This is a genomic window from Bradyrhizobium sp. SZCCHNR1015 (assembly GCF_032489875.1).
Taxonomy (GTDB): domain Bacteria; phylum Pseudomonadota; class Alphaproteobacteria; order Rhizobiales; family Xanthobacteraceae; genus Bradyrhizobium.
In genome coordinates this window covers 194,866-219,667 of the sequence record NZ_JAUEYW010000012.1, presented here as the reverse complement: position 1 = coordinate 219,667, position 24,802 = coordinate 194,866, and the positions used below count along the sequence as shown (strand labels likewise).

Sequence of the window (24,802 nt, the reverse complement as noted above, 5' to 3'; positions counted from 1 at the left end):
TTTCGCAACGCCCGCGTTGAGTCCGCACAGTTCACACACACAATGGAGAGACATCATGGGTGCGACCATGGACAAGATCAAAGGTGCGACCAACGAGGCGATCGGCAAGGCCAAGCAGGGCATCGGCGAAGCCACCGGCAACGACCGTCTGCAGGGCGAAGGCGCGATCCAGGAAGTGAAGGGCAAGGGCCAGCAGGCGCTGGGCGATGCCAAGCAGGCGACCAAGGACGCGGTGAACACCGCCGCCGGCGCTGCGAACAAGAACCTCTGAGCAGGATCGGCGCGGTCGCTGAGGTCGCGCGATGACGATCTCCAGAAACTAACAAGACCGGCCCCTCGCGGGCCGGTCTTCGCGCCGTTGTTAGTTGACGACGAATAGCAACTATCGGCGTCCCAACCGGCGCCTATAAATGCGCCCTCTCCCCTTGTGGGAGAGGGCATGCAGGACAGTCCCCACAAGCTTCGTCGGGTGAGGGGTATCTCTCCCCGAGCATCGCTCGCCGAAGGATACCCCTCACCCTATAGCGTTCGCGGATGGGCCGGTGATGTCCTCTCCCACCCTGGCGAAGCTCAGCTTCGCCTTGGGGGAGAGGACGCTGTATCGCACAGCACGCTTGCTGACCGAACCGCCGTCACTCGCCCAGACCTACTTCACGCCCAGCAGCTCGACGTCGAACATCAAGGTCGCGTTCGGCGGAATCACGCCGCCGGCACCGCGTGCGCCATAGCCGAGCTCGGGCGGAATGATCAGCGTGCGCTTGCCGCCGACCTTCATGGTGGCGACGCCCTCGTCCCAGCCGGCGATCACGCGCTTCATGCCGATCGGGAATTCGAACGGCTCGTTGCGATCCACAGACGAGTCGAATTTCTTGCCCTTCTGGCCGTTCTCATAGAGCCAGCCCGTATAATGCATCACGCAGGTCTGACCGCGCGTCGGCGTCGCGCCGGTGCCTTCCTTGGTGTCGATGATCTGCAGTCCGGAGGGAGTGGTCATGGTCTTTCCTGTCGGTTGGGCGGAACTGGTCTGTGCCGAGACCGCGCGGGAGCCCAGCACGCCACCGGCCGCGGCCGATGCCGCCATCATCAGCGCAACTCTTCTGTTCATCGGACGCCGCATGCTCCAGACCGCCTCTGCTCGTTCACGGGAGCCGCGGTTTAGCCCAAGCGGGAGCGGCTGACCAGCCCGGCATCTGCTTCCGAAAAAAATAATCCTATTGCCAATAATCGGAAATCATGATTATCTCCGCGCATCCCGCCTCACCGCAGAGGGGCGTAGCGCGCGATCGTCACGACACGCGAGGCGGGGTGCGATGGCCGCGAGAGATCGCAGCATTCTCTTCGACGAGGATGCGGACGAACGATATCTTGCGGACGTGAAGTCGCAGCGTCCTGACACCCCGACGCTGGTGTCACCCGCGCGATGCGCAAGCATCGTCGCGGCATGGTGGCCAACAAGCCCGGCGCACCAGGGAGACTGCGTATAAGCGTGAAGACCGTCGCGCAGGGAATGCCGGAGTGTTCGGCTTTGCCTGTGGTACCTGCCGCCTGCATTCTTTTCGCAGGCGGGCCATGGGTGAGGCCCTCACCCGGCATTCCCTGCGCCCTCTGCATGATTGCGAGGGACGACCAAGTGCAGACCTCGGGCGAGTCTCGCCGCGAGATCACGTCCTCATGTCTTCAACTCGATGGCTGTTTGAATTGTGAATCCGCCAAACCCACCGCTGTCGTCCCGGACAAGCCGTGACGCGCCAGCGCGTCGCGGCGCCGATCCGGGACCCATACGCCGCAGCAGACGTGATGGGCAAAAAGCCAATTGCCAGCCTGCCTCAAACCGCTCCCTGGGGGTATGGGTCCCGGCTCAAGGCCGGGACGACAGCGGAATGTGTGGACACGACAGGGCCCAAGCGCAGTGATGGTGAGATAGTCCGCGAGAACGCGCCCGCCTCAATATCCCAGCGCGCAGCCGTCCTTGCGCGGGTCGGAGCCGCCGGTGAGCGTGCCCTTGTCCCAGTCGATCCAGATCGCCTGGCCGCCGCCGAGCGGCGACACCACCTTGGTGGTCTTGTGGCCGATCTTCTGCAAGCCTTCGACGACATCGGCCGGCACGCCGTCCTCGAGCTGATAGACGCCCTCGTAATGCAGGCCGCGCGCCATATCGATCGCTTCCTGCACGTCGCAGCCATAATCGAGGATGTTGGTCAGCACGTGGGTCTGGCCGACCGGCTGATACTGGCCGCCCATCACGCCGAACGACATCTGGGCGCGGCCGGCCTTGGTGGCGAGCGCCGGGATGATGGTGTGCAGCGGACGCTTGCCCGGACCGATGCAGTTCGGATGACCGGGCTGGATGCGGAAGCCGCCGGCGCGGTTCTGCAGCAGCACACCGGTCTCGTTGGAGACGATGGCCGAGCCGAACGAATGCGCGATCGAGTTGATGAAGGAGCAGACGTTGCGGTCGCGGTCGACGACGGTGATGTAGACCGTCTCCGGATTCATCGGCGGCGCGACGTTCGGCAGATCGAGCAGCTTGTCGAGGCTGATCTGCGAGATGTACTCGTCGGCGAACTCCTTGGCGAGGATGCTCGCGACCTCGGTGGTCATGTGCGCGGGGTCGCCGATATGCTGCTCGCGCATCATGTAGGCGATGCGCGCGGCCTCGGCCTCGAGGTGGAAGCGCTCGACGCTGAGCGGATCGATCCGCGTGAGGTCGAAGCGGGAAAGAATGTTGAGCATCACCAGCATGGTGATGCCCGGGCCGTTCGGCGGGCACTGCCAGACGTCGTGATCCTTGTAGGTGGTGCCGATCGGCGAGGTCACCTCGGTCTGGTGATTGGCGAAGTCCTCCAGGGTGTGCAGGCCGCCGATGCCGCGCAGCGTCTGCACCATGTCCTCGGCGACCGCGCCGGTGTAGAAGCCCTTCGCCCCCTCCTTGGCGATCACGCGCAGCGTCTGCGCCAGCTCCGGCTGGCGGATCACGTCGCCGACCGCCGCCGCCTTGCCGCGCGGCAGGAAGTAGCGCGCGGTGTTGGTGCCGTTCTTGAGCTTCTCGAACTGGTTGTTCCAGTCGAAGGCCACCCGCGGCGCCACCACATAGCCGTCCTCGGCGGCGCGGATCGCCGGCTGCAGCAGCCGGTCGAGGCCGAGCCGGCCATGGTCGTGCAGGATGCGCGCCCAGGCATCGATGGCACCGGGCACGGAGACGGCGTGGGCGGAGGTCAGCGGCACCGAATGGATCTTGCGCTCGAGGTACCAGTCCACGGTCGCGGCGGCAGGCGCCCGGCCCGAGCCGTTATAGGCCATGATCCGGCCCTCGCCCCTGGGCTGGACCAGGGCGAAGCAGTCGCCGCCGATACCGGTCGATTGCGGCTCGATCACTCCGAGCAGGGCGCAGGCTGCCACCGCCGCATCGGCCGCGGTGCCGCCGGCCCGCAGCACCTCGATCCCGGCCAGCGCCGCCTGCGGGTGCGATGTCGCGATCATTCCGTTCTGGGCGTGGACCGTCGACCTGCCGGGGAAATGGAAGCTTCTCATCGTTGCTCGCTGCGTGATCGTGTGGTGGTTGGAATACCAGTGCTGGCCGGCTACATCGCACATTCCTTCCGGGCTCGGCAATGCCCGGGGATACCAGCTTTTCTATGGTCAGCTCTGCTGGTAAACGGCCGCATGCCCCTCGCCGTCGCCGCCTTCTATCAGTTCGTCGCCCTGCCGGATTTTCGCGACCTGCGTGCGCCGCTCCACGCCTTTTGCGCCGAACGCGGCATCAAGGGCAGCGTCCTGCTGGCCGAGGAGGGCATCAACGGCACCGTGGCCGGGACCGAGCCGGCAATTGCCGCCCTGGTCGGCGAGTTTCGCGACGGAACGCTGTTCGCCGGCCGGCTGGACAATCTGGAGCTGAAATACTCGCGCGCCACCGCCATGCCGTTCCGGCGCCTCAAGGTGCGGCTGAAGCGGGAGATCGTGACACTCGGCGATCCCGCCGCCGATCCGACCCGCCAGGTCGGGACCTATGTCAGTCCCGCCGATTGGAACGCGCTGATCGCAGCGCCCGATACCGTCGTGCTCGACACCCGCAATGCGTTCGAGGTGGCGATGGGCACGTTCGAGGGCGCAATCGATCCGGGCCTGCAGAGCTTCGGGCAGTTCAAGGATTTTGCCGCACGCGCGCTCGATCCTGCCAGGCACAAGCGGATCGCGATGTTCTGCACCGGCGGCATCCGCTGCGAGAAGGCGAGCGCGCTGCTGCTGGCGCGCGGCTTTTCCGAGGTCTACCACCTCAAGGGGGGCATCCTGAAATATCTCGAGGAGACCCCGGAATCCGAGAGCCGCTGGCGCGGCGGCTGTTTCGTGTTCGACGAACGGGTGGCGCTCGGTCACGGGCTGCGGGAGCACAGCGAGGCCACGATCAAGGCCGTTCCGGAGGGCGCACGCGATGAACAGCTCTGAGCAATCCAACGCGCAGCTCGGCGAGCGGATCGACACGCTGGAGATGCGCCTGACGTTTCAGGACGACACGATCGAGACGCTGAACCAGACCATCACCGCGCAGTGGCGCGAGATCGATGCGCTGAAGCGACAGGTCGCCCTGCTGGTGGAGCGGCTCGAGGAGGCGCAAGGCAATACCGAGGGGCCGCGCAATGAGCCGCCGCCGCACTACTGAGCAGGCGGCGATCTCACGCCGGGACGGTCGCCGGCGCCTTGCCGGCGGGCAGGTCGACCACCTCGCCGGCCATGATCAGGCGGTCGCGGCCGGCGTCCTTCGCGGCATAGAGCGCGCGGTCGGCCGCCTCGATCAGCGAGGCCGGGCCGGCGGAGCGTTCGAAACCCGGCCGGCACACCGCACCGCCGATGCTCGCGGTGACGATTCCCGCCGGGTTGTGATCGTGGACGATGCGGGCCTCGTGCAGTGCCCGCCTGATCCGCTCGCCGAGCCTGGCGCAGCCCCCGGCATCGGTGTTCGGCAGCAGGATGGCGAACTCCTCGCCGCCGTAGCGGGCGGCCAGATCCGAGCTGCGCTGCGCCTCGTCGGCGAGAATGCCGGCCACGGTGTGCAGGCACTCGTCGCCGGCCGGATGGCCATAGGCGTCGTTGAAGGCCTTGAAGTGGTCGATGTCGATCATCAGCAGCGCCAGCGAGGTCTTGTCGCGGTAGGCCCTGCCCCACTCCTCCAGCAGCCGCTCGTCGAACCGGCGGCGGTTGGCGAGCCCGGTGAGGCCGTCCTCGATGGCCAGTGTCTCGAGCCGGCCCTGCAGCGTCTTCTGCTGGGTCACGTCGCGGGTGACCGCGACGAAGCCGTCGAGCGCACCATCCGGCTGACGGGTGGCGCGGATCGTGGCCTCGACCCAGATCTCCGACTTGTCGCGGCGGCGCATGCGATAGGTGGCGCGGGCTTCGTCGACGGCCCCTCGCCTGAGCTGATCGAGGATCTCCTGCAACTGCGGGCGATCGAGCGGATGCACGCCGGAGAGCGCGCGCTTGCCCAGGAGCTGCGACGGATGCCAGCCCAGCACGCGCATGGTCGAGGGCGAAACGTAGCCGATGCATTCGTCCAGCTCGATCCGCGTCACGATGTCGCTGGAGCCTTCGGCGAGCAGCCGGAAGTTTTCTTCCTTGGCGGCCAGCGCCGCGGCGAGCTGCTGGCGCTGCAGCAACTGCTTCGCGAGGAAGATGCCGATCGCAATGACGAGCGCAACCAGACAGACCAGCACCGTGAGCCGAATGAGCGCATCACGCTTCCATTCGGCCAGGACCTCCGCCTCCGTGCGCGTCACCAGAATGAGGAACGGATAGCGCTGCGCGTGCTGATAGAACCCGATGCGGTCGGACGTTTCGCCGAGCCGCCGGAAATGCAGCGTCCCCGACGCAGGATGATAGGGAATCGCTTCGAGGATGGCGCGCCCAACCGTCTGAGCGTCGGGCTCCGCATTGTCGGCGAGGACGGCCCCATCGCGGCTCATCAGGCTGATCGTGCCCTGACGACCGACGGCAAACTGACGGTAGAACTGAGCAAAATAGGCAACGTCGATGGTTGCCAGCACGACGCCGCCGAACCGGCCATCCGCGTGATTCCAGCGCCGCGACAGGGTGATGACCCACTGGCCGCCAGCCCTGCTCTGCACCGGGCGACCGATCAGCAGCGAACGATCGGCGGAAACCCTGTGGTGCGCGAAGTAGTCGCGATCGGCATTGTTGTAGTTGGTGAGCGTGACGTCCTCGGTGGTCGCGAGCCAGTCGCCGTTTTCGCCATACGCGAAGATGCCGCGGATGCGCCCGAGATTGGGCTTCCTCGCCTTCAGGATCGTCTGCAGTCGGGTGATCGCGCCGGGCTTGCCGTCATCGGTTTCGAGGGCGGCGACGACGCCGCGCAACAGCGAATCCGCAAGCTCGAATGTGTCCTCGACGTGCTGGGTGAGCGAATGAGCGAGATTGCTGAGATCGGTTTCGGCATTTCGCACCTCCGCCTGGCGGGAGGTCCATTCGCCCCAGATGCTGAAAGCGAGAATGGCGACCGACACGAGCGCAAGCACGCCAGCCGCCCACATGGGCAGGCGGCCTCGATCAACTCTGGTCGCACCAACGTCCATTCCGCGGGACTCTCCGGACGCGCCGAGGTTCCCATGGACATCTTATTTAACTCTGAAATGCGGCTGCTCCGAAGGTGTCCTCAGCGGCCCGTAAGACTACGGCTGCTCCCGTACAAATACGGAGCCACACCGAGAAATCCGCGGTCGCAAGCGGCGTCCCGCTTGTTAGTTCAACGGGCGAACACCGATCGCACCTTGTCCCACAACGATGACGCATGCGCCGGATCGTGGTCGACGTCGTCGTCCTTCGCTCGGGTCGTCGAGGGCTGTTGCAGGCTCACCGGATCCGATGCCGGGAACGTATCCATCAGTCCCTTGTCGAGTTGCGTGGCCGTCTCACGATCGAGACGCGCGGCCTCGCGCGGATCGACCGCGTGCTTGTCGTGGGGCGCAGGATTGAATTTCTCAGCCATGGTCAATCTCCCTGTGGAACGACAACGCAGTGGCGAAAGACGTGTTCCGCGAGATGTGGCGGCCGGCGACCGCAATGGCGCTCGTATCTCCCGCCGCTTCCGCGTCGATATCACCTTGGCCGGAACCGCGTGGGCATGTATCACGGACGGTAAACTGTTCCCGAAAGTTGCGGAGCCCGAGCGTGAGTGAGACTGCCGTGAACAAGCCCTTCATCGACGTGCTGGCCGGACGGCGGCAGAGCGTGCCCCCGATCTGGATGATGCGGCAGGCCGGCCGCTATTTGCCGGAGTACCGCGAGGTCCGCGCCAAGGCCGGCGGCTTTCTCGACCTCTGCTTCAATCCCGAACTCGCGGCCGAAGTCACGCTGCAGCCGATCCGGCGCTTCGGCTTCGATGCGGCGATCATCTTTTCCGACATTCTGGTGATCCCGCACGCGCTCGGCCGCAGCGTCCGCTTCGAAATCGGCGAAGGCCCGCGGCTGGACCCGCTCGATACGCCGGACAAGATCGCGACGCTGTCGGCGAAGGCCGATTTGTCGAAGCTGGAAGCGGTGTTCGAGGCGCTGCGCCGGGTGCGGGCCGAGCTGCCGCGGAGCACCGCGCTGATCGGCTTCTGCGGCGCCCCATGGACGGTCGCGACCTACATGGTCGCAGGCCAAGGCACGCCTGATCAGGCGCCAGCGCGGCTGCTCGCCTATCGGCATCCCGATGCGTTCGGCAGAATCATCGATGCGCTGGTCGACAGCTCGATCGCCTATCTCCTGAAGCAGCTGGAGGCCGGCGCCGACGCGCTGCAGATCTTCGACACCTGGGCCGGCGTGCTGTCGCCGCGCGAGTTCGCGCGCTGGTCCGTCGCGCCGACACGGCGCATCGTCGAGGGCGTGCGCAAGGCGCGGCCGGATGCGAAGATCATCGGCTTTCCACGTGGCGCCGGCGCGCTGTTGCCGGGCTACGTCGCCGAAACCGGCATCGATGCCGTCAGCATCGACTGGACCGCGGAGCCGGGCCTCGTGCGCGAGAAGGTGCAGAGCAAGGTCGCGGTGCAGGGCAATCTCGATCCGCTGGCACTGATCACCGGCGGCGCGGCGCTCGACCAGGCGGTCGACGACGTGCTGGCGAGCTATTCCGGCGGCCGCCACATCTTCAACCTCGGCCACGGCATCCTGCCGGAAACCCCGATCGCCCATGTGGAGCAGATGCTGGCGCGGGTCCGCGCCTACAAGGGATGACTTGCTAGCGCGGCCGGCTGCGCTCGATCAGCTCCGCCGCGCCGTTGGCAAGCAGATCGAGCCCGACCGCCCGGCCGAGCTCGCGCGGACGATCCGCCGGCGCCGAGCGCTGCGCCTCGATGAAGTGGCCGCCATCCTCGTCGAGCACCGAGGCGGTCAGCGTCAGCTGACCGCCGTCGATGGTCGAAAAGCCAGCGATCGGCGAGTTGCAGTGACCGTTGAGCACCCACAGCACCTCGCGCTCGGCATCGGCGCAGGTCCGCGCCGCGGCGTCGTCGATGGTCGCCAGGATGCGCCGCGTGTCCCAGTCGGAGGCCGGGCACTCGACGGCGACGATGCCCTGCCCGACCGCCGGCAGCATGTCGGCGACCGGGAAGTCATAGGAGGCGCGGTCGGACAGGCCGACCCGCTCCAGCCCGGAGCGCGCCATGATCAGCGCATCAGCCGGCCCCACGGCGCCGCCGTCCGGCAGCTTCTGCAGCTCGCCATTGTCGAGCTTGCGGATGCGGGTATCGGCCGCGCCGCGAAAATGGATCAGCTCGGCCTGCGGAAACAGCCGTCGCGCATAGGCGGCCCGGCGCACGGCATTGGTGCCGATCTTGAAGCCCCGGCCGCCATCGTTGCGGAATTCGTCCAGCGACAGCCCCCGCCGCAGCACCAGCACGTCGCCCGGCGGATCGCGCGACAGCAGCGCCGCAACCACCAGCCCCGGCGTTTCCTCGTTGCCCGGCATGTCCTTCAGCGAGTGCATTGCTGCATGCAGCCTGCCATCCAGCATGGCGCGGCGGATCTCGGCCACGAACGCCCCGCCCTTGCCGCCATGGGTGAGCAGCTTGCTGGTCTGGTCGGAATCGCCCGTCGTCTCGAACTTGACGATCTCGATGTCGAGCGACGGAATCGCGGCCTGCAGCCGGCGGGCGATCTCCTCCGTCTGCGCCAAGGCCATCGTGCTCTTGCGGGTGCCGATCCGGAAACGTGTCACGAACTCATTCCTGCGTCAGCGCGCGTCCTGCAAGATCATGTCGGAGGCCTTCTCCGCGATCATGATGACCGGCGCGTTGGTGTTGCCCGAAACCAGGTCCGGCATGATCGAGGCATCGACCACGCGCAGGCCGTCGATGCCGCGCACGCGCAGGCGCTGATCGACCACGGCGACAGCATCGGTCCCCATCCGGCAGGTCGAGGTCGGATGGTAGATCGTGCTGCCGGTCTGCCGGCAATAGGCCAGGATGTCGTCATCGCTCACGATCTTGGACCCCGGATAGGCTTCACCCGAGACATACGGCTTCAGCGCCGGTGCCGCCAGGATTTTCCGCAGGATCCGGAGGCCATCGACGTTGGCCCGCCGGTCGGTTTCACTGGCGAGATAATTGATGCGGATTTCCGGCGGCACCGTCGGATCCGCGCTCCTGATCCGCAGCGAACCGCGGCTTTCGGGCCTGAGCTGGCAGACCGAGGCGGTGAAGCCGGAGAAGGTGTGCAGCTTCTCGCCCATCTTGTCGGTCGAGAACGGGATGAAGTGGATCTGGATGTCCGGGCTCGCAAGCCGCGGATCGGTCTTGAAGAATGCGCCGGCCGTCCCCGCCGCGATCGTCAGCGGACCGTTGCGGAAGGCCGCATAGCGTGCGCCAGCCAGCACCTTGCGCACCGGATTGTTGACGATGTCGTTGAGCGTGATGCGCTGGCTGCAGCGCATCACGATACGCACCTGCAGATGGTCCTGCAGGTCACTCCCGACACCGGGCGCATCGAGGACCACGTCGAGACCATGCTCCTTCAACAGCTCGGCCGGACCGACCCCGGACAGCTGCAGCAGTTGCGGCGAGTTGTAGGCGCCGCTCGACACCAGGATCTCCCTGCGGGCGCGGGCCGTCCGCATCCGGCCGCGCTGGCTGAACGTGACGCCGCCGGCCCGGCGTCCCTCGAACACGATCCGCTGGGCCAGCGCGTCGGTCTCGACGTGCAGGTTGCTGCGACCGAGCGCCGGCCGCAGGTAGGAGGCCGCGGTGCTGGCGCGACGGCCCCGCCGGGTCGTCGTCTGGAAGAACCCCGCGCCCTCCTGGCTCGCACCATTGAAGTCGCCATTGAAGGGCAACCCGGCCTCGACCGCCGCCTTCACGAAGGCTTCAGACAAGGGGTCCTCGTGCCGCCAGTCGGACACCGGCAGCGGGCCGTCGATGCCATGATAGTCGTCGGCGCCGCGGGACTGATTTTCCGCCCGCTTGAAATAGGGCAGCACGTCGTCATAGCCCCAGCCGACATTGCCGCGCTGCCGCCAGCGGTCGTAGTCCTCGTGCTGACCGCGCACATAGAGCAGGCCGTTGATCGAGCTGGAGCCGCCGAGCACCTTGCCGCGCGGCTGAAACACCGAGCGGCCGTCGAGCCCCGGCTCCGGCTCGGTCTGGTACATCCAGTTGACGGTCTTTTCCTTGAAAAGCTTGCCGTAGCCGAGCGGAACGTGGATCCAGATGTTGGTGTCCTTCGGACCGGCCTCGAGCAGCAGCACCGTGTGCTTGCCGTCACTGCTGAGCCTGTTGGCGAGAACGCACCCGGCCGAGCCGGCACCGACCACGATATAGTCGAACTCCAGGTCCGTCTCACGCAACGCTGCGCTGCCTTCCATCGCTTCCCCACCGGCCTTGTTGTTGTTTCATCTTCGATGATACCAAAAGCCGGCGCATGCAAGCGGCAAATCAGCAGGTCTGGTCGGCCATCTCAGTCATGACTGCTTCAGCAGCCGCGCGGCGTGCCGTGCGATCATCATCTCTTCATCGGTATTGACCACCCGCACACGCACCCGCGACTGGTCCGAAGAGATCAAGGAATGGCTCGCGCGGTTGCGGCTTTCGTCCAACGCGATCCCGAGCCACTCGAATCCTTGGCAGACGCGCTCGCGAATGCGCCATGCATGCTCGCCGATCCCGCCGCAGAACACCACCGCGTCGATGCCAGAGAGGATCGCGGCCATGGCGCCGAGCTCGCGCCTGATGCGGTCGACGAAGTAGTCGATCGCCTGCCGCGCCTCCGGCGTGCCGGCGGCCTCCAGTTCGCGCATGTCCTGCGACAACCCCGACAATCCCTTAAGGCCCGAGTGATTGTAGAGGAGATCGGTGACCGCCTCGGCCGTCATGCGCTTCTCCTCAAGCAGATAGAGAACGACGCCAGGGTCGAGCTGACCGCAGCGCGTGCCCATCGGCAGACCGTCGAGTGCCGTGAAGCCCATCGACGAACCGATGCTCTGCCCATCCCGGATCGCACACATCGAGGCGCCGTTGCCGAGATGCATCACGACCACCCGGCCCTTCTCGTCGAGCGGAGCGATCTCCTTCAATCGCGACACGACGTATTCATAGGACAGGCCGTGAAAGCCGTAGCGGCGGACGCCCTGATCGTAGAACTCGCGCGGCAAGGCGTAGGTGTCGTTAACCCAGGGGTGCAAGCGATGGAACGCGGTATCGAAACATGCGACCTGCATGGCGCCAGGAAAGGCGCGATGGGCGGCGCGGACACCAGAGAGATTGTGAGGCTGGTGCAGCGGCGCCAGCGGAATGAGCTTTTGCAGATCATTCAGAACATCGTCATTGACGACGATCGGCCGCGTGAATGCGAGCCCGCCATGAACGACGCGGTGACCGACGGCGTCGACTTCGGTGCGGCCGATGGCGCGCTGCAGGACCTCGAGCACGACGCCGAGAGCCGCTTCGTGATCGGCGGCGCTCGCTGCATCCAGGCGTTCATCGGCCAGCGGAGCGCCCCTCAGCTTTGCTTCGAGATGCGGCGCGTTACGGCCAAGCCCCTCGATCTGGCCATGCACGGTCTCGACAAGGACGGCATCTTCCTCGAACAAGGCGAATTTGATCGAGGATGAGCCGGAGTTGAGGGTCAGGATGTGTTGCATCGGTGATGCCGCCTCGTGACGAATGTTGAACTGATAAACTGCAGAAAATACGAATTATTTCCATGACGATCCGAAGACGAACAAAACGCTAGGTTGCATTCTGACACCGAATTATCGTCTGCCATCGTACCCAAGGTTGAGTCGGACCCGCGGGAGGGCCATTGCGTGAATATGCCTCGACATCTCCTCCCGACCACCGTGGTCGGAAGCTACCCGCAGCCGGATTGGCTGGTCGATCGCGCAATGCTCTCGAAATCCGTTCCTCGCATTCGCATGCAGGGCATGTGGCGCATTCCCCGGCCGCTGCTCGACGACGCCCAGGACGACGCGACCATCGTCGCGATCCACGACATGGAACAGGCGGGGATCGACATCGTGTCGGATGGCGAGATCCGGCGCGAAAGCTACTCCAACCGGTTCGCGACCGCGCTCGACGGCGTCGATGCCGACAATCCCGCCATCATCATCTCGCCGTCCGGGATCAAGACGCCAGTGCCGCGCGTCGTCGGTCCGATCCGGCGGACGCAGCCGGTCGAGCTGCGCGACATGGAGTTCCTCCGCCGTAACACCCGGCGTGCCGCCAAGATCACCCTGCCCGGGCCGTTCACATTGAGCCAGCAGGCCCAGGACGACTTCTACGGCGACGACGAGGCGCTCGCGATGGCTTTCGCCGAGGTCGTCAATGCCGAGGCCCGCGACCTGCAACGCGCCGGCGCCGACGTCATCCAGCTCGACGAGCCCTGGGTCCGCAACAATCCGCAGGCGGCGCGGCGCTATGCCGTCAAGGCGATCAACCGGGCTCTGGATCATATTACGGTGCCCACCATCGTTCACGTCTGCTTCGGTTATGCCGCCATCGTGCCGGGCTCCAGCAAGCCGAGCGGATATGCGTTCCTGGCCGAGCTTGCCGATTGCCACGCTGCGCAGATCGCGATCGAGGCGGCGCAGCCGCGGCTCGACCTCGGCGTTCTCAGAGATCTCTCGACCAAGACCATCGTGCTCGGCGTCCTCGATCTCGGCGATCCCGAGATCGAGCCGATCGCTGTCGTGGCCGAGCGCATCCGCAGCGGCCTGAAAGTGGTGGCGCCGGAGCGGCTGGTCGTGGCGCCCGACTGTGGCATGAAATATCTGCCGCGCGCGACCGCCTTCGCGAAATTGAAGGCGATGTGCGCGGCGGCGGCGCGGATGCGCGAGGAACTCGCCTGACAGCCCAATGTGGCAGATGCGGCGCATGTCGGGCGCGGCGCTCCACGATGGCGCCACCCTGCAAACCCATTTCCGGAATAAGGCAGGCGGTGAGCGCCGGGGATCGGCTGGCCCGATGTCGTCGCGAGGGAGGCTCCGATGGCCGTCTGCATCACGTCGAGGAACGTCGCCGCCGCGATCGGCATGCTTGCCGGCGCAGCGGTGAGCGGGACCGCGATGGCCGACCCGCTCGACGATATCATGGGCGGCCTGATGCGCGACGCGCGCAGCTCGTTTGCGCGGATGGTGCCGATCGGGCTCGTGCCGACCATGCCATCGCTCCAGCCGCCTCCCATCCAGCAGCCAACGGCACTGCCACCACCCTCTCGGCCCGCGTTCCCGCCGCAGGCCCAGGCCGTCAAGCCGCAGGCGGCAGCGAAACCATTGCGCCCCCGGCCGCCGCTCAGTCCGGCCGCGGCGACGCTGGCGGCTGCCGATGCGGCCGAGACGGTCGCCGACGCCAATCTCGATGCCGCGCTGGCGGCCAACGAGAAGGCCATTTCCGACCGCGACGCGGCGGAGGCGGTGGCAAAGGCCAATCCCACCGCAGCCAACATCGCGGCGGCCAAGGCCGCGGCCGAGGCGGCGTACACCGCCGAAGCGAACCTCACCGACGCGCTATTGGCCGACAAGGAGACCGATGCACGCCTGAAGGCCGCACGCGCCGCCGTCGCAGCCGAGCAGAGCGGCCGGAAGTCCTCAGCCAAGCCGCCGTCGGCGATGCCGGTCAACCTGCTCGCCGACAAATAGCCGGCAGCGCGCTCACAGCGCGTCGGCCCGTTCCAGCGTATCGATCGTGACCACGCCGTGGGCGCGGGAAACGCAGGCGCAGAGCTTGCGGCTCTCGTGCTTCTGTTCGGCGCTGAAGAACACGTCGCGATGATCGATCTCGCCCTCGACATCGACCACGTCGACCGCGCAGACACCGCACTCGCCGCGCCGGCAATCCGCCATGATCTCGTGGCCGGCGGCATTGAGCACGTCGAGCATCGAGCGGTCGCGCGGCACCACGATCTCCTCGCCGCTGTCGCGCAGCCGGACCTTGAACGGCTCGGTCGACAGCCGGCCGCTCGATCCGAACGTCTCATAGCTGAGATCGGCCGGCGCGCGGCCGCACGCCGCCCACGCGCTGCGCGCGGCATCCAGCATCCGCATCGGTCCGCAGAACAGCACGACTGCTCCGGACGGCAGACTCGAAAAAAGATCGGTCAGGTCGAGCCGCTGCGACTGGTCCGCGGCATACACCGCGAGACGGTCGCCGAGCAGCGCCGAGAGCTCATCGAGGTAGGCCGCATCACTGCGCGATCGCACCGCGTAATGCAGCGAGACGCTCGGCGTCTTGCGCAGCAGCGCATGCGCCGCCCCGACCAGCGGCGTGATGCCGATGCCGCCGGCGACCAGACAATAATGCTGATACTGCCAATCGACCTGCAGCAGCGAGGTCGGGCTCGCCACGTCCAGCCGCGCGCCGGGCTGCAGCGACCACAGATAGCGCGATCCGCCGCGGGAATCCTCGGCGAAGCGCACGGCGATCCGGTAGCCCCGCGGGTCCGCCTCGCCGACCAGCGAGTAGGAGCGGACATCGGGCTGGCCGCCGGCGAGGACGCCGACCTTGATGTGGCTGCCGACCGCATAGGGCGCGCAGACATAGCCGTCGGGCCGCAGGATGAATTCGCGGATGCCCGGCGCAAGGTCGCGTGTCGAGACCAGGGTCGCAGGCGACCAATTGTCCTGGAAACGCATGATCGCCTCCTCAACCGTTGATCTGCGTCTTGATCAGCACCGCCGCCGGCACCAGGTCCATCGGACCACGCGCCTTCACGGCCAGCCGCAGGTTGCGGGCGGCCAGCCGGGCATGCTCACGCATGATGCTCTCGGCGCGGGCGCCCTCGCGGTTCTCGATCGCATCGATGACGATGCGGTGATGCTCCTGCGCGACCACCAGGATGTGGCGCGCCTCCGGCAGCGCCGATTGCGCCATCACGAATCCGCTCGGCGAGGCGAACGGCAGCGCGCTGGCGCGGTCGACCTGGCGGATCACCGGCGGGCTGCGCGACAACTCGGCCAGCAAGGCATGAAAGCGCGCATTCAGCGCCACATAGGCCGAGAAGCCGTCGAAGGAGAGCTCGGCGGGCGCGATCAGTTCGTCGATCTGGGCGAGGCATTCGCGCATCGGCTCGGTGTCGCGCACGGACACGCCGCGCTCGGCGGCGAGCCGCGCCGCCAGTCCTTCCATCGTGCCGCGCACCTCGATGGAGTCGAGCACGTCGCGCTCGGAGAACGATTTCACCATGAAGCCGCCGGACGGAATCGCCTCCAGCAGCCCCTCCTCCTCGAGCCGGACCAGCGCCATGCGCACCGGCGTGCGGGAGACGCCGGCGGCCTCGACCGCCTGCAGCTCGGATATGCGCTCACCGGGGCGCAAGCCGCCGGTGAGGATCAGGTCGCGCAAGGTGAGCTGCGCTCGGACGGTCTGCGAGATCGAACGCTCGCTGTCACGCTCGGCCATTCCATTCTACTCCGCGGCTTCACGCAGCGGCATTTCGCGCGCGATCATCCGATCGATGATCCGCCGTGCCCACATTGCGCCTGCATCGATGTTGAGATTGTAGAACACGCGCCCCGGATTCTCGTCCATCGCGCGCTGCTGCGCTTCCAGGATCAGTTCGTCCTCGCGGAAGATGCCCGACACACCCTCGCGGATCTCGGTCGTCAGCCGCTGCTCGGTGAGCTGGTAGTTGCGGGCGAACGCCCAGAAATAATGGCAGGTCGTGTCGGTCTCCGGCGTGATGGTGTTGAGCACCATGCCGTTGACGCCCTGCGAGCGGTCACCCTCCGGCGCGCCCGTCCCGGTCGGCGCGACGCCGACGTCGATCGTCACCGTGCACGGCGCCTCGAAGCGGATGATCTGCCAGCGGTCCACCAGGCCCGGCTTGCCGAGCTGCTTCGCCCAGAATGGGGGCGGCTCGATACCGCGCATCCAGCGCGTCACGGTGGCGGTGCGCTCGCCATGGGTGACGTCGAACGGCGCTTCGGCCACCGCGTCGTTGCCGATCGACGAGCCGTGCACGAAGGTCTCGTGCGTGAGATCCATCAGATTGTCGACCACCAGCCGGTAGTCGCATTTGACGTGGATGGTCTTGCCGTCGCCGGCCCAGGCCGGATCGTGATTCCAGTGCATGTCGGGAATAATAGCGGGATCGGCCAGCGCCGGATCGCCCATCCACAGCCAGATGAACCGATGCCGTTCGACCGCCGGATAGGCACGTACGCAGGCCGAGGGATTGATGGTCTCCTGCGACGGCATGAAGGTGCAGCGGCCCTGCGGGCTGAATTTCAGGCCATGATAGCCGCAAACGACGGTGTCGCCTTCCAGCCGGCCCTTGGACAGCGGCACCAGCCGGTGCCAGCAGGCATCTTCGAGCGCGGCGATGGTGCCATCGGCCTTGCGGTACATCACGACGTGCTTGCCGCAGATCGTCCGCGGCAGCAGGGCCTGCTTGACCTCGGCGTCCCAGGCCGCGGCGTACCATGCATTCATCGGAAAAGAAGCGGCCATGGCGTGTCCTCGTGTCGGTATACTTCCAACTGAGCATTGTATACAGCAAGCAAAGGATGAGACGCAAGTTCCGCCTTCTTTCGGCAAAAACTGCCGATCCTGTATACAGCACCCGCGCGACGGTTCCGCTCCAAGGAACAAGGCTGACAGACAATCCTTTCTGATTCAGGTACTTGCGCTGATTCCTCGCTACGCACTCCGAGCCACAGTCACCCGCTCTGTAACGGCACCAGAGATCCGCCGGATCAGCCCCTCACGGCGAGAGCTGGTCCCGTTCGGAGCGCGGCTCCGGCGAGGCAGGGGTCGACGATCACAGCCCCTCGCCCCGAAGCCACGCGGCGCCGCGCGCATAGAGCGCTTCGACCTCCGGCCCCTTCAGCCCGGGCATGTCGCGCTTCACCGTGTAGCCGATGCGCGTCTGCAGATAAGCGAGATGCCGATACCCCACGGGAAACTGCTCCAGCAGCGCACGGTCCAGCGCCGGCACCGCGCCGGGCGTCACCGGGTCCATGCGGTCCTTCTCGTAGATCGGCTGGCGCAGCACGATGCCCCATTTGCCCGCGCGCTTCTCGAGGAAGTCGTAGAAGCGGCCGGTGCACAGCACGTCGCAGACGACGCCCTCGACCTCGGCCCGCTGCGAGATCGTCATCTTGGTCTGGGAGATCGCGCGATGACCGGCGAGATCGACCGAGATGCCGCCGAGGAAGTGCAGGATGTTGACGCCCTTGGCCCAGGCCGCCTTGCTGATCTCGATGAACTCGTCGCCGGTGCCCTGCGTCCACGTCGCCATCATCCGCCCATCCGGATGCCACACCGTGCGGAAGCGCTCCCAATCGCCCGCATCGCGCCAGATCGCCCAGTTCTGCAACAGCTCGCGAATCTGGCGGTCGTCCTCGATCTCGGCGGCGGTCTTGGTCATGGTGGTTTCCTCTTTGCGTTGTTGCTGCTGGATACGGGATCGGGAGTGCGCTGCAAAGGCACGGCTGATCATGGCTGCCCGGTGCGTGCGACAAATTCGGTGTCGTCCCGGCCTTGAGACACCGAAGGACGGAGTTGGCCCTGCCGGCTACAGAGACACGGCCCCACATTCCCGCGGCGCGCAGCGCCCAGGTCATGCGGCAATCATGTCCCTCCTGAAATACGAGAGGGCGCGAGGAAGGCCGGACCTCGGCTGAGGCCCGTGGCCCGCCTGCTCAAAAGAATGCAGGCGGCAGGTACCACAGGTACAGCCGGACAGACCCGGCCTTCCCCGCGCGATGGTTTTACGGTGTCCTTCGTGCCCTCCCTGGGGATCGGCGTTCTTGCCCCCATTTTGCAACAACGCGCCTTTGGCGCGTTGCGCAGACCTCAGCGTCGAGAGGCCAGGACCACACGACTTCGCCGTCCGTCACGACTGCACTCGTCTGGCACAGCCGTCACGTCCATCGCAGCCCGCCTCCACGTTCGTGACGACGCGTACGTCCCTCTGCTCGAGGCGGGTTGCAGAGATATAAGCATATTTTCTGAAAACCAGCAATCATTATTTTCGCCGATGGTCGCGGCCGGTGGGTAACCTTGCATCCTCGTTCTGACGAAAGGTCCGGCCGGCCATGACGGAGCGCAAGCCACTGACGACGAGTTGGGAGTCCTGGATCGAAGCCCGCTGGCAACGATCCCGCGGCGCGTGACGCCCAGCGGGATCCCAGCCGATGATCTATTCCGGAATCCGCGCGATCAGCTGGTGATGGGCATTGACGCCGATGTCGCCGCGCTTCGCGCCATGCGTCATGCCGTCGCTGTGATAGACCAGCAGCACGGCGTTGTCGTGGGTCAGCGGCTGCGGCGCGATGATCGTCAGCTTCGCCCTGCCGTCCGGCCCGGCCACGAAATCATTGGCCGTCGCAGTGCCATCGAGCGGCGTGAAGCCGACCGGCTTTTGATCGAAGTGATTCTCGAACAGGCTGTAGTGACCGCCCGGCTTCAGATGGTCGAAGCTCATGGCGATCTCGACCTTGCCGCCGGCCGAAGGAGTGAGCGTCACGCTGCCGCTCGCCGCGAGCCAGTCGCCGAGCGTGAAGCCGATCGGCTCGCCATTCGCATTAGCGACCGCGGCGGTCTTCGCATCCTGCTCGATGAAGGCCGGACGGAAACCCGCGACGTGGGAGATGTTCTGCGGCCCGACGGCGGCCAACGCCGCGGCGTCCGCGACGAAGGCATGGGGATCGAGCGGCTTCGGCTGCTTCGTCTCCGCCGAGAAGAATGCCGCGTGGGTGACGAACGACAGATGGGTCGCATCGGCAGCCCGGCTGGCGCCGGACGGCACGAGCGCCGCCAGCATCAGCGCCACGCTGGCCAACCCGGCAAGGCTTTTCGATCGTTGCATTGTCTCATTCTCCTCGCGCCTGTGAACATCGACGCGCGATGCGCGTCCCGAGGGGCTGTCTGCGCCTGAGCCCGGAGACTGTTCGCTCCAAGCACGACGAAGGTTACGGTCCCCGTCAGTCCACCGACCACGAGCTCAGTCCTGCGCAAAGACGCGCGGCGCGACCCAGCCGAACATCCGACGGCCGAACAGGCCACCCGCGCCGATCAGCAGGACAGCCGTTCCGACGTTCCACATCAGGATCATCACCGAGGCGTCGATCGTATGAAACAGCGCGAGCGCCGTCGACGTGATCGCGGACACGGCGAGGCCGCCGGTCAAGGCGACGATGGTCGGCCGCAGACGCGCCGCGTAGCGCAGCATCACCAGCAGGGCCAGCGACAACGGCAGGCTCGTCACAGCAAGCGTCGTGAAGCAGCGGGCCGCCTCGCCAGGGCTCATGCCGTCTGGACCAACCGCAACCCAGTCGGTGAGGCACTGATAGCCGATGTTGGACAGCCATAGCGCCAGCGCCGGCATCGGCAGCAGCATCCACCACCGCGAGCGGTCGGGAAGACTGACCAGGAATGCCGCGATCGCGGCCAGCACGCCGGTCAGGATCGAGCCGACGAGACTGGTCACGAATGGCGCATCGTGCAGACGCTGCGCCAGATCCGGACGGATCCCCTGGTTGACGGCGAGCAGCGCCACTACGGCGCCTGCCCCGATCAGCCAGCCGCAGGCACGCAGCAGCGGCGGCCGCAGCCGCTTGACCGGCCGCATGTCGTTCGCAAGAGAGTCGATCAGATCGCCGGTCTTGATCATGGCTCGTTCCGCGGAATGAGCAGCTTCTGAAGACTCTTCAGAGCGCGATGCATGTTCACCTTCAATGAGGTCGTGGACATTCCGGTTGCCGCCGAGGCCTCCTTGAGCGACAGCTCCCTGAGCTTCAACAGGCGCACGGCTTGTTGCTGTGCGGGCGGGAGGTTGTCGATCGCCAGCTCCAATTCGCGGCGGTCGGGCGCCGCCTCCACGCCGGTCTCGGGCCCGGCTGCGATCTCGTGCTCGGGAGACAACACAGTCTCACGCCGCCATTGGCGCGACTGCCGCCGTACTCGGTCGATCAGGCGACGGTTGGTGATGGTCACCAGCCACGGCGCGAACGGGCGCGTCGGATCGTAGGTGTGGCGGACCGAGTGAATGGTCAACAGCACGTCCTGCACCGCGTCCTCGATGTCGCTGCGCTGCTTGCAGCGCCGTGCCGCGAGAGAGCGAAGGTAGGGCGTGATCTCCTGCAGCAGCCGCTGATAGGCGACACGATCACCCTCCTGGGCATGCGCCATCAGAATCGCCCAATCGAGCGCGCGCCGTCCCGGCTTGAGGTCCGCCCCGCTCGGCGCGTCCACCGGGACGAGCCTCAGCCGCGGTGCAGGACCGCTCTGGTCACTGCCCATCGGCGCCCTCCAGCTTTCGACCGAGCGACAGGACGAGATGATCGAGGCTGATGAGCCCGGGCCCGAGCGCGATGATCGCAACCGCCATCGCAGCCCAGGGCAGATGAAAATTGGCCCAGCCATCCGGGACGACGAGCTGGATGAAGGCGGTCATGACCAACAGCCCGAGCGCGCTGATCCGGGTCGCCAGCCCGGCCACCAGGAGAACCGGCAGCAGCATCTCGGCCACGCCATCGAGATGAGCGAACACCGCAGGCCAGGGAAAATCATAGGCCTGACCGAACAGATGCAGCTTGAACTCGTCCTCGAACAGATACGCCGCGGCCGGTGACAGCGACAGGAAGCCATCCCATTTGGTGAGCCCGGATCTGAAGAACGGCGCCGCAAGCGCGATGCGCAGCATCGGCGGCGCGACGATCAGAGCCAGCCGCACGAGCCGATCGATCGCATCCGACATGGGCAACGCGAGAGCCCGGCTGTCCGCGCTCATGACGCCTCCGCCATCGTCACGTGGTCGGAGCCGATCACGGCTCCGCCATGGATCAGATCGTGCAGGGTGCCGGCAAGGTCGAAGCCGGCATCCTCGCGCAGCGCGTCTTCGACCGCCATCAGTATCGACCGACCGGCCAACAAGGCCTGAACGAACGCAAGGCTGCCCGACGGGATCGCGCGAACCACGACATCGGCTTCGGGACGGACGATCAGAACCGCCTCACCACCGCCCGCGTCGAGATCGACCGGGCCAGCAATTCCCTCCGCGACATTCATCTGCCAGACCGTAAGCACGGGAAACGCCGAGCACACCAGCCGCAGGGATGGATGCAAGTGCAGGCGGAGGGCCGGCAGATCGGCCGGCGCTACGGCGGCGAAAGCCGCAGGCGTGACCGGCTCGGCTTCCGCCGCATGATACGACTCGGTCCAGGCGCGCTCCATCGCTGCGACGTCGGCGAGATACGGCAGCACTGACGCCGGCGCGAAGCCGCGAATGAACGCCGCGAAGCCGCTGCCATAGTCGAGCAGGATCGGCGAGCTCGGTAGCTCGGACGACAGATAGCAGCGCGCCATGGCATGGAAGAACTCCGCTCCGACGATGCGATACACCGCCGGGTAGGCGTCCTTCAGTGTTGCGGTCAAGCCGGCGACGACATTGTTGCGATAAACTCCGAACCGGCGGTCGCTCGGCCTCCCGTCCGGCCCGACCAGACCTGGAGGCACCGGCTGCGCGGGATCGAGCAGTGCGCGCGCAAAGCCGCCGAGACGTTCAGCAAGCGGCGGCATTACAGACCACCTCCAGCGGCGGCGAGAGCATGACGGCCTCTGCGTGGCGGGCCTCCGCCGCAAGCACCTGCCATGGCGGCACCTCAGCGTCCCACTCGATCAATGTCGGCACCGGGCCGGTCGCGCGGATCGCATGCGCATACAGCGACCAGACGACGTCGTCGACCGGTCGGTCGTGGGTGTCGATCAGCAGCGGCCTGCCATGTTCGTCGACTTCGCGGGCGTGGCCGGCAAGATGGACCTGCAACACCTGCGCGAGCGGCAAGGCGGCGAGATAGCCATGCGGGTCCCACTGCTGATTGGTCGCGGCGACATGGACGTTGTTGACGTCGAGCAGCAGCCCGCAGCCGGTGCGGCGGGCGACCTCGGCGATGAAGTCGGGCTCGGACCAGTTGCTCTCGGTGAACGCGACGTAGGTCGATGGATTTTCCAGCAGCATCCGCCGGCCGAGCACGCTCTGCACCTCGTCGACGTGATCGCAGACGCGGATAAGGGTCTCGCTCGTATAGGGAACCGGAAGCAGATCGTTGAGAAAGCCGCTACCGTGCGACGACCAGGCGAGGTGCTCGGAAAACAACCCTGGTTCGTAGCGGTCGACCAGATGCTTGAGACGGCCGAGATGGGCCTGGTCAAGCGGCCGATCGGCCCCGATCGACAATCCGACTCCATGCAGCGACACCGGATAGCGCTCGCGAACGGCCGTGAGATAGCGATGCGGCGGCCCGCCCGCGCCCATGTAGTTCTCGGCATGGACTTCGAAGAAGCCGATATCGGGCCACGTTTCGACGATACCGCGATAGTGCTCGGCCTTGAGGCCGACGCCGCCCCGCGCGGGGATCCGGCCGGCCGTCGAGAATTGCGCGCGTGCCACGTGCAGACTCCGATCGAGAGAAATGGCGGGCCGCAAGCAGCCCGCCGACGATGTCTCAGGCCTTCGGCGTCAGGCTACCCGGACCCTTGGGGGTCTGCATTGTCGTGCAAGTCCCCTTCGGCTCCAGCTTGAACGAATTGCCCTGATAATCGATCGTGCTGGTACCCGCGCAGGTCGTGCCGGCGCCAGCAAAGCAGTCGTTCTGGCCCTTCAGCGCGACGCCAAAACACTTCTCCATCTTGCCGTCCTTCATGGCCTTCATGGTCTCGGCCTGCTTGGCCTTCATCATCTTTTCCATGTCGCCCTTGGCCATCGTCTCCGCCGAGGCGGACGTGACGGCGAGCGCGCCGGCAGCGACCGCAAATGCGCCGACGATCATTGCGGACAGCGTGCGATTGGACATGCGAATTCCTCCATTCTCCGGGTTTCAGCCTGCGGACATTGCAGGTGTCTGGCGGCCATCGGCGCGCCTGTCCATCGGTTCGCTCCAATGCATCGGAAGGTTACGCTGACTGCTTCGCGATTCATCGCTCAGTTGCGCCCGAGATATTCGAGCAGATCTGCCGCCGCCGACGACGACCAGTCGGCCGCACCCGGGAGGTATCCGACGATCAGACCTGAAGCCGAGATCAGATAGGTGATCGGCATGCCGTACAGCGTAAACGGCGCAGGCCTGCCACCGTCGTCTCCGGATTGCGCCACGTATCCGTTCGGATCGAGGCAGATGGACAGCGACGTCAGCCTCAGCGCGCGCACGAAGCGACCGACACTGTCGCGATCGCTGCGGTCTTCGGATACCGCGAGGACGTGCAGGCGCTGGCGCGCGACACTGCGTGCAAGCCGATCGAGCTCCGGCAGCTCGATGCGGCAGGCCGCGCACCACGAGGCCCAGAAATTCAGTACGATTGGCGCGCCGCGTAGCGCGGCGAGATCGAGCGTACCGCCGTCGAGGCGAAACAGCCGTATCGCCGGCAGGCTCTGCTGCGGCCGCAACAGCGTGAGTTGGTGACGGCCGGTTGTGAAGGCAGGCACGTCGTCGTCGGCGGATGCAGCCGAAGCGGATCCCGCGCGCGCCATGAGCGCCGTCAGCAGCCCGCCGATCACCTCGCGCCGGCTCGCAACGCTCACCGCGCCAGTTCCTCGATGGCAAGCGCTGGCGAAAACTGCGGAACGGCGGGCCGGAACGCGACGAAGGCGAACAGCGGATTGGGCAGCCAGTACAGCCATCCGATCGACGGCTCGCGCCGGCCGTCCGGGAGCTCCAGGTCGAGCCACACATACAGGAATTTGTAGATGCACAGTCCGGGAATCCAGTTCGGACGCAGATGGCGTGTTCTCAGGCAGCGCCACCGAATGTAGAAGTTTCCCTCGAACGGCGTGATGTCCCAGAGTCCGACAGGCCCCTCGGCGATGACCTCGCCGCTGGGACGGTGCGTGATGCGCACGATGCGCGGCTGCCTCTTGTGCAATTGAATACCTCCCACCCGCGTGTCCGGATGCTGCCATTCGACGATACGATCTCGGACCGGGAAAGGTTACCAGGCGGCTCGTCACGGCCGCGCAAATCACAGTCGTGCGACGGGTAGTTCCGGTCCGACGACCCGAAAGGAGCCGCGCTCCGACGCACGGTCTTGCGAGCGGACGAAGATCGCCGGGATGTCGTGGACCGTGACGCCCTCATTACCACGACGGCCAAGTGCCAGGCCACGCGCAGCCGTCGAAGTCATGCGCATCGGCGCGGATCGCGGTCGGCGCAGCACGTGCGTTCGACTTGCCCGCTCACATCCAATTGACCGGTCGTGATCGATCCAGGGCGGCTGCCCCCGCTTGATTCATCTGCTCGCGTTCGATTAGTTAGCCGCAACCAACAGAACGGCGGGAAACAAACGCTTCACGACCTCCCAAGGTGTTGCACAAGGCTTCGTCGCACGAT

Annotated in this window: 26 protein-coding genes; 6 read left to right on the top strand and 20 right to left on the bottom strand. The window is 66.3% G+C overall.

What is annotated here, in order from left to right; genetic code table 11:
- Positions 1-55: 55 nt before the first annotated feature.
- The gene (locus QX128_RS21500; protein ID WP_315802709.1) at positions 56-271 is read left to right on the top strand and encodes a CsbD family protein; all 216 of its coding nucleotides are present in this window, start codon (positions 56-58) and stop codon (positions 269-271) included.
- Positions 272-646: 375 nt separating this feature from the next.
- Here QX128_RS21500 and QX128_RS21495 read toward each other — a convergent pair whose 3' ends face one another.
- Together QX128_RS21495 and ggt are read right to left on the bottom strand one after the other, a co-directional pair.
- Positions 647-1,105 carry an FKBP-type peptidyl-prolyl cis-trans isomerase gene (locus QX128_RS21495; protein WP_316178026.1) on the bottom strand — a complete coding sequence of 153 codons (459 nt, stop codon included), beginning with the start codon at positions 1,103-1,105 and terminating at the stop codon, positions 647-649.
- An 839-nt stretch (positions 1,106-1,944) separates the two neighbouring features.
- The gene (ggt, locus tag QX128_RS21490) at positions 1,945-3,531 is read right to left on the bottom strand and encodes a gamma-glutamyltransferase (protein ID WP_315805858.1); all 1,587 of its coding nucleotides are present in this window, start codon (positions 3,529-3,531) and stop codon (positions 1,945-1,947) included.
- Between the two features lie 132 nt (positions 3,532-3,663).
- On the opposite strand from ggt, the gene QX128_RS21485 reads away from it, so the two are divergent.
- Together QX128_RS21485 and QX128_RS21480 are read left to right on the top strand one after the other, a co-directional pair.
- Positions 3,664-4,443, top strand: coding sequence for a rhodanese-related sulfurtransferase (locus tag QX128_RS21485; RefSeq protein ID WP_315805857.1), 780 nt, complete (start codon positions 3,664-3,666; stop codon positions 4,441-4,443).
- Entirely contained in the window at positions 4,430-4,657 is a 228-nt protein-coding gene (locus QX128_RS21480; protein ID WP_315805856.1) for a SlyX family protein, read from the top strand. The genes QX128_RS21485 and QX128_RS21480 overlap by 14 nt, the downstream gene beginning before the upstream one ends.
- Positions 4,658-4,670: 13 nt before the next feature.
- Here the strand turns inward: QX128_RS21480 and QX128_RS21475 are convergent, their stop codons facing one another.
- The gene (locus QX128_RS21475; protein ID WP_316218625.1) at positions 4,671-6,581 is read right to left on the bottom strand and encodes a diguanylate cyclase; all 1,911 of its coding nucleotides are present in this window, start codon (positions 6,579-6,581) and stop codon (positions 4,671-4,673) included.
- Positions 6,582-6,751: 170 nt separating this feature from the next.
- A complete protein-coding gene (locus QX128_RS21470; RefSeq protein WP_315805854.1) occupies positions 6,752-6,994 on the bottom strand; it encodes a hypothetical protein in 243 nt (80 codons plus the stop codon).
- Between the two features lie 197 nt (positions 6,995-7,191).
- Here QX128_RS21470 and hemE point away from each other — a divergent pair, with 197 nt between their 5' ends.
- Positions 7,192-8,223: a uroporphyrinogen decarboxylase gene (hemE, locus tag QX128_RS21465; protein ID WP_409998003.1), complete on the top strand. Its 1,032-nt coding sequence runs from the start codon at positions 7,192-7,194 to the stop codon at positions 8,221-8,223.
- A gap of 4 nt (positions 8,224-8,227) precedes the next feature.
- Here the strand turns inward: hemE and hemC are convergent, their stop codons facing one another.
- The 3 genes from hemC to QX128_RS21450 all read right to left on the bottom strand — a co-directional run bounded on the left by hemC (position 8,228) and on the right by QX128_RS21450 (position 12,121).
- The gene (gene hemC, locus QX128_RS21460; protein WP_315805852.1) at positions 8,228-9,205 is read right to left on the bottom strand and encodes a hydroxymethylbilane synthase; all 978 of its coding nucleotides are present in this window, start codon (positions 9,203-9,205) and stop codon (positions 8,228-8,230) included.
- Positions 9,206-9,220: 15 nt separating this feature from the next.
- A complete protein-coding gene (locus QX128_RS21455) occupies positions 9,221-10,846 on the bottom strand; it encodes a choline dehydrogenase (protein WP_316238458.1) in 1,626 nt (541 codons plus the stop codon).
- Between the two features lie 96 nt (positions 10,847-10,942).
- The gene (locus QX128_RS21450) at positions 10,943-12,121 is read right to left on the bottom strand and encodes an acetate/propionate family kinase (RefSeq protein ID WP_316238457.1); all 1,179 of its coding nucleotides are present in this window, start codon (positions 12,119-12,121) and stop codon (positions 10,943-10,945) included.
- A gap of 171 nt (positions 12,122-12,292) precedes the next feature.
- Here QX128_RS21450 and QX128_RS21445 point away from each other — a divergent pair, with 171 nt between their 5' ends.
- Together QX128_RS21445 and QX128_RS21440 are read left to right on the top strand one after the other, a co-directional pair.
- Positions 12,293-13,327 (top strand): cobalamin-independent methionine synthase II family protein, encoded by a 1,035-nt coding sequence (locus QX128_RS21445; RefSeq protein ID WP_316238500.1) that lies wholly within the window; start codon positions 12,293-12,295, stop codon positions 13,325-13,327.
- A gap of 138 nt (positions 13,328-13,465) precedes the next feature.
- Positions 13,466-14,116, top strand: coding sequence for a hypothetical protein (locus QX128_RS21440; protein WP_316238456.1), 651 nt, complete (start codon positions 13,466-13,468; stop codon positions 14,114-14,116).
- 12 nt (positions 14,117-14,128) lie between these two features.
- Here the strand turns inward: QX128_RS21440 and QX128_RS21435 are convergent, their stop codons facing one another.
- The 13 genes from QX128_RS21435 to QX128_RS21375 all read right to left on the bottom strand — a co-directional run bounded on the left by QX128_RS21435 (position 14,129) and on the right by QX128_RS21375 (position 24,338).
- The gene (locus QX128_RS21435) at positions 14,129-15,109 is read right to left on the bottom strand and encodes a PDR/VanB family oxidoreductase (protein WP_316238455.1); all 981 of its coding nucleotides are present in this window, start codon (positions 15,107-15,109) and stop codon (positions 14,129-14,131) included.
- A gap of 10 nt (positions 15,110-15,119) precedes the next feature.
- Positions 15,120-15,875, bottom strand: a complete 756-nt coding sequence (locus QX128_RS21430; protein WP_315805847.1) for a GntR family transcriptional regulator — start codon at positions 15,873-15,875, stop codon at positions 15,120-15,122.
- A 6-nt stretch (positions 15,876-15,881) separates the two neighbouring features.
- A complete protein-coding gene (locus tag QX128_RS21425; protein ID WP_316238454.1) occupies positions 15,882-16,925 on the bottom strand; it encodes an aromatic ring-hydroxylating dioxygenase subunit alpha in 1,044 nt (347 codons plus the stop codon).
- Positions 16,926-17,235: 310 nt separating this feature from the next.
- On the bottom strand, positions 17,236-17,844 hold the full coding sequence (locus QX128_RS21420) for a nuclear transport factor 2 family protein (protein WP_315805845.1): 609 nt from the start codon (positions 17,842-17,844) through the stop codon (positions 17,236-17,238).
- A gap of 774 nt (positions 17,845-18,618) precedes the next feature.
- Entirely contained in the window at positions 18,619-19,287 is a 669-nt protein-coding gene (locus tag QX128_RS21415) for a hypothetical protein (protein WP_316238453.1), read from the bottom strand.
- A gap of 135 nt (positions 19,288-19,422) precedes the next feature.
- Positions 19,423-20,091 carry a DUF1109 domain-containing protein gene (locus QX128_RS21410; protein ID WP_315804503.1) on the bottom strand — a complete coding sequence of 223 codons (669 nt, stop codon included), beginning with the start codon at positions 20,089-20,091 and terminating at the stop codon, positions 19,423-19,425.
- Entirely contained in the window at positions 20,088-20,720 is a 633-nt protein-coding gene (locus QX128_RS21405; protein ID WP_316238452.1) for a sigma-70 family RNA polymerase sigma factor, read from the bottom strand. The genes QX128_RS21410 and QX128_RS21405 overlap by 4 nt, the downstream gene beginning before the upstream one ends.
- On the bottom strand, positions 20,710-21,177 hold the full coding sequence (locus tag QX128_RS21400; RefSeq protein WP_316238499.1) for a DoxX family protein: 468 nt from the start codon (positions 21,175-21,177) through the stop codon (positions 20,710-20,712). The genes QX128_RS21405 and QX128_RS21400 overlap by 11 nt, the downstream gene beginning before the upstream one ends.
- A gap of 29 nt (positions 21,178-21,206) precedes the next feature.
- Positions 21,207-21,998: a DNA-binding domain-containing protein gene (locus QX128_RS21395; protein WP_316238451.1), complete on the bottom strand. Its 792-nt coding sequence runs from the start codon at positions 21,996-21,998 to the stop codon at positions 21,207-21,209.
- Positions 21,982-22,869: a DUF692 domain-containing protein gene (locus QX128_RS21390; protein ID WP_316238450.1), complete on the bottom strand. Its 888-nt coding sequence runs from the start codon at positions 22,867-22,869 to the stop codon at positions 21,982-21,984. Before QX128_RS21390 ends, QX128_RS21395 begins: the two co-directional genes overlap by 17 nt.
- Positions 22,870-22,924: 55 nt before the next feature.
- Entirely contained in the window at positions 22,925-23,272 is a 348-nt protein-coding gene (locus QX128_RS21385; RefSeq protein ID WP_315804499.1) for a DUF2282 domain-containing protein, read from the bottom strand.
- A gap of 128 nt (positions 23,273-23,400) precedes the next feature.
- Positions 23,401-23,973 (bottom strand): TlpA disulfide reductase family protein, encoded by a 573-nt coding sequence (locus tag QX128_RS21380; RefSeq protein WP_316238449.1) that lies wholly within the window; start codon positions 23,971-23,973, stop codon positions 23,401-23,403.
- 20 nt (positions 23,974-23,993) lie between these two features.
- Complete coding sequence (locus QX128_RS21375; RefSeq protein WP_316238448.1) at positions 23,994-24,338, bottom strand: hypothetical protein; 345 nt, start codon at positions 24,336-24,338, stop codon at positions 23,994-23,996.
- Positions 24,339-24,802 lie beyond the last annotated feature (464 nt).

Excerpts from the sequence above, each read along its gene's own strand:
- QX128_RS21500 (WP_315802709.1), top strand. The coding sequence starts at position 56 with ATGGGTGCGACCATGGACAAGATCAAAGGTGCGACCAACGAGGCGATC.
- QX128_RS21495 (WP_316178026.1), bottom strand. The coding sequence starts at position 1,105 with ATGAACAGAAGAGTTGCGCTGATGATGGCGGCATCGGCCGCGGCCGGT.
- ggt (WP_315805858.1), bottom strand. The coding sequence starts at position 3,531 with ATGAGAAGCTTCCATTTCCCCGGCAGGTCGACGGTCCACGCCCAGAAC.
- QX128_RS21485 (WP_315805857.1), top strand. The coding sequence starts at position 3,664 with ATGCCCCTCGCCGTCGCCGCCTTCTATCAGTTCGTCGCCCTGCCGGAT.
- QX128_RS21480 (WP_315805856.1), top strand. The coding sequence starts at position 4,430 with ATGAACAGCTCTGAGCAATCCAACGCGCAGCTCGGCGAGCGGATCGAC.
- QX128_RS21475 (WP_316218625.1), bottom strand. The coding sequence starts at position 6,581 with ATGGACGTTGGTGCGACCAGAGTTGATCGAGGCCGCCTGCCCATGTGG.
- QX128_RS21470 (WP_315805854.1), bottom strand. The coding sequence starts at position 6,994 with ATGGCTGAGAAATTCAATCCTGCGCCCCACGACAAGCACGCGGTCGAT.
- QX128_RS21455 (WP_316238458.1), bottom strand. The coding sequence starts at position 10,846 with ATGGAAGGCAGCGCAGCGTTGCGTGAGACGGACCTGGAGTTCGACTAT.
- QX128_RS21450 (WP_316238457.1), bottom strand. The coding sequence starts at position 12,121 with ATGCAACACATCCTGACCCTCAACTCCGGCTCATCCTCGATCAAATTC.
- QX128_RS21445 (WP_316238500.1), top strand. The coding sequence starts at position 12,293 with ATGCCTCGACATCTCCTCCCGACCACCGTGGTCGGAAGCTACCCGCAG.
- QX128_RS21440 (WP_316238456.1), top strand. The coding sequence starts at position 13,466 with ATGGCCGTCTGCATCACGTCGAGGAACGTCGCCGCCGCGATCGGCATG.
- QX128_RS21435 (WP_316238455.1), bottom strand. The coding sequence starts at position 15,109 with ATGCGTTTCCAGGACAATTGGTCGCCTGCGACCCTGGTCTCGACACGC.
- QX128_RS21430 (WP_315805847.1), bottom strand. The coding sequence starts at position 15,875 with ATGGCCGAGCGTGACAGCGAGCGTTCGATCTCGCAGACCGTCCGAGCG.
- QX128_RS21425 (WP_316238454.1), bottom strand. The coding sequence starts at position 16,925 with ATGGCCGCTTCTTTTCCGATGAATGCATGGTACGCCGCGGCCTGGGAC.
- QX128_RS21420 (WP_315805845.1), bottom strand. The coding sequence starts at position 17,844 with ATGACCAAGACCGCCGCCGAGATCGAGGACGACCGCCAGATTCGCGAG.
- QX128_RS21415 (WP_316238453.1), bottom strand. The coding sequence starts at position 19,287 with ATGCAACGATCGAAAAGCCTTGCCGGGTTGGCCAGCGTGGCGCTGATG.
- QX128_RS21410 (WP_315804503.1), bottom strand. The coding sequence starts at position 20,091 with ATGATCAAGACCGGCGATCTGATCGACTCTCTTGCGAACGACATGCGG.
- QX128_RS21405 (WP_316238452.1), bottom strand. The coding sequence starts at position 20,720 with ATGGGCAGTGACCAGAGCGGTCCTGCACCGCGGCTGAGGCTCGTCCCG.
- QX128_RS21400 (WP_316238499.1), bottom strand. The coding sequence starts at position 21,177 with ATGTCGGATGCGATCGATCGGCTCGTGCGGCTGGCTCTGATCGTCGCG.
- QX128_RS21395 (WP_316238451.1), bottom strand. The coding sequence starts at position 21,998 with ATGCCGCCGCTTGCTGAACGTCTCGGCGGCTTTGCGCGCGCACTGCTC.
- QX128_RS21385 (WP_315804499.1), bottom strand. The coding sequence starts at position 23,272 with ATGTCCAATCGCACGCTGTCCGCAATGATCGTCGGCGCATTTGCGGTC.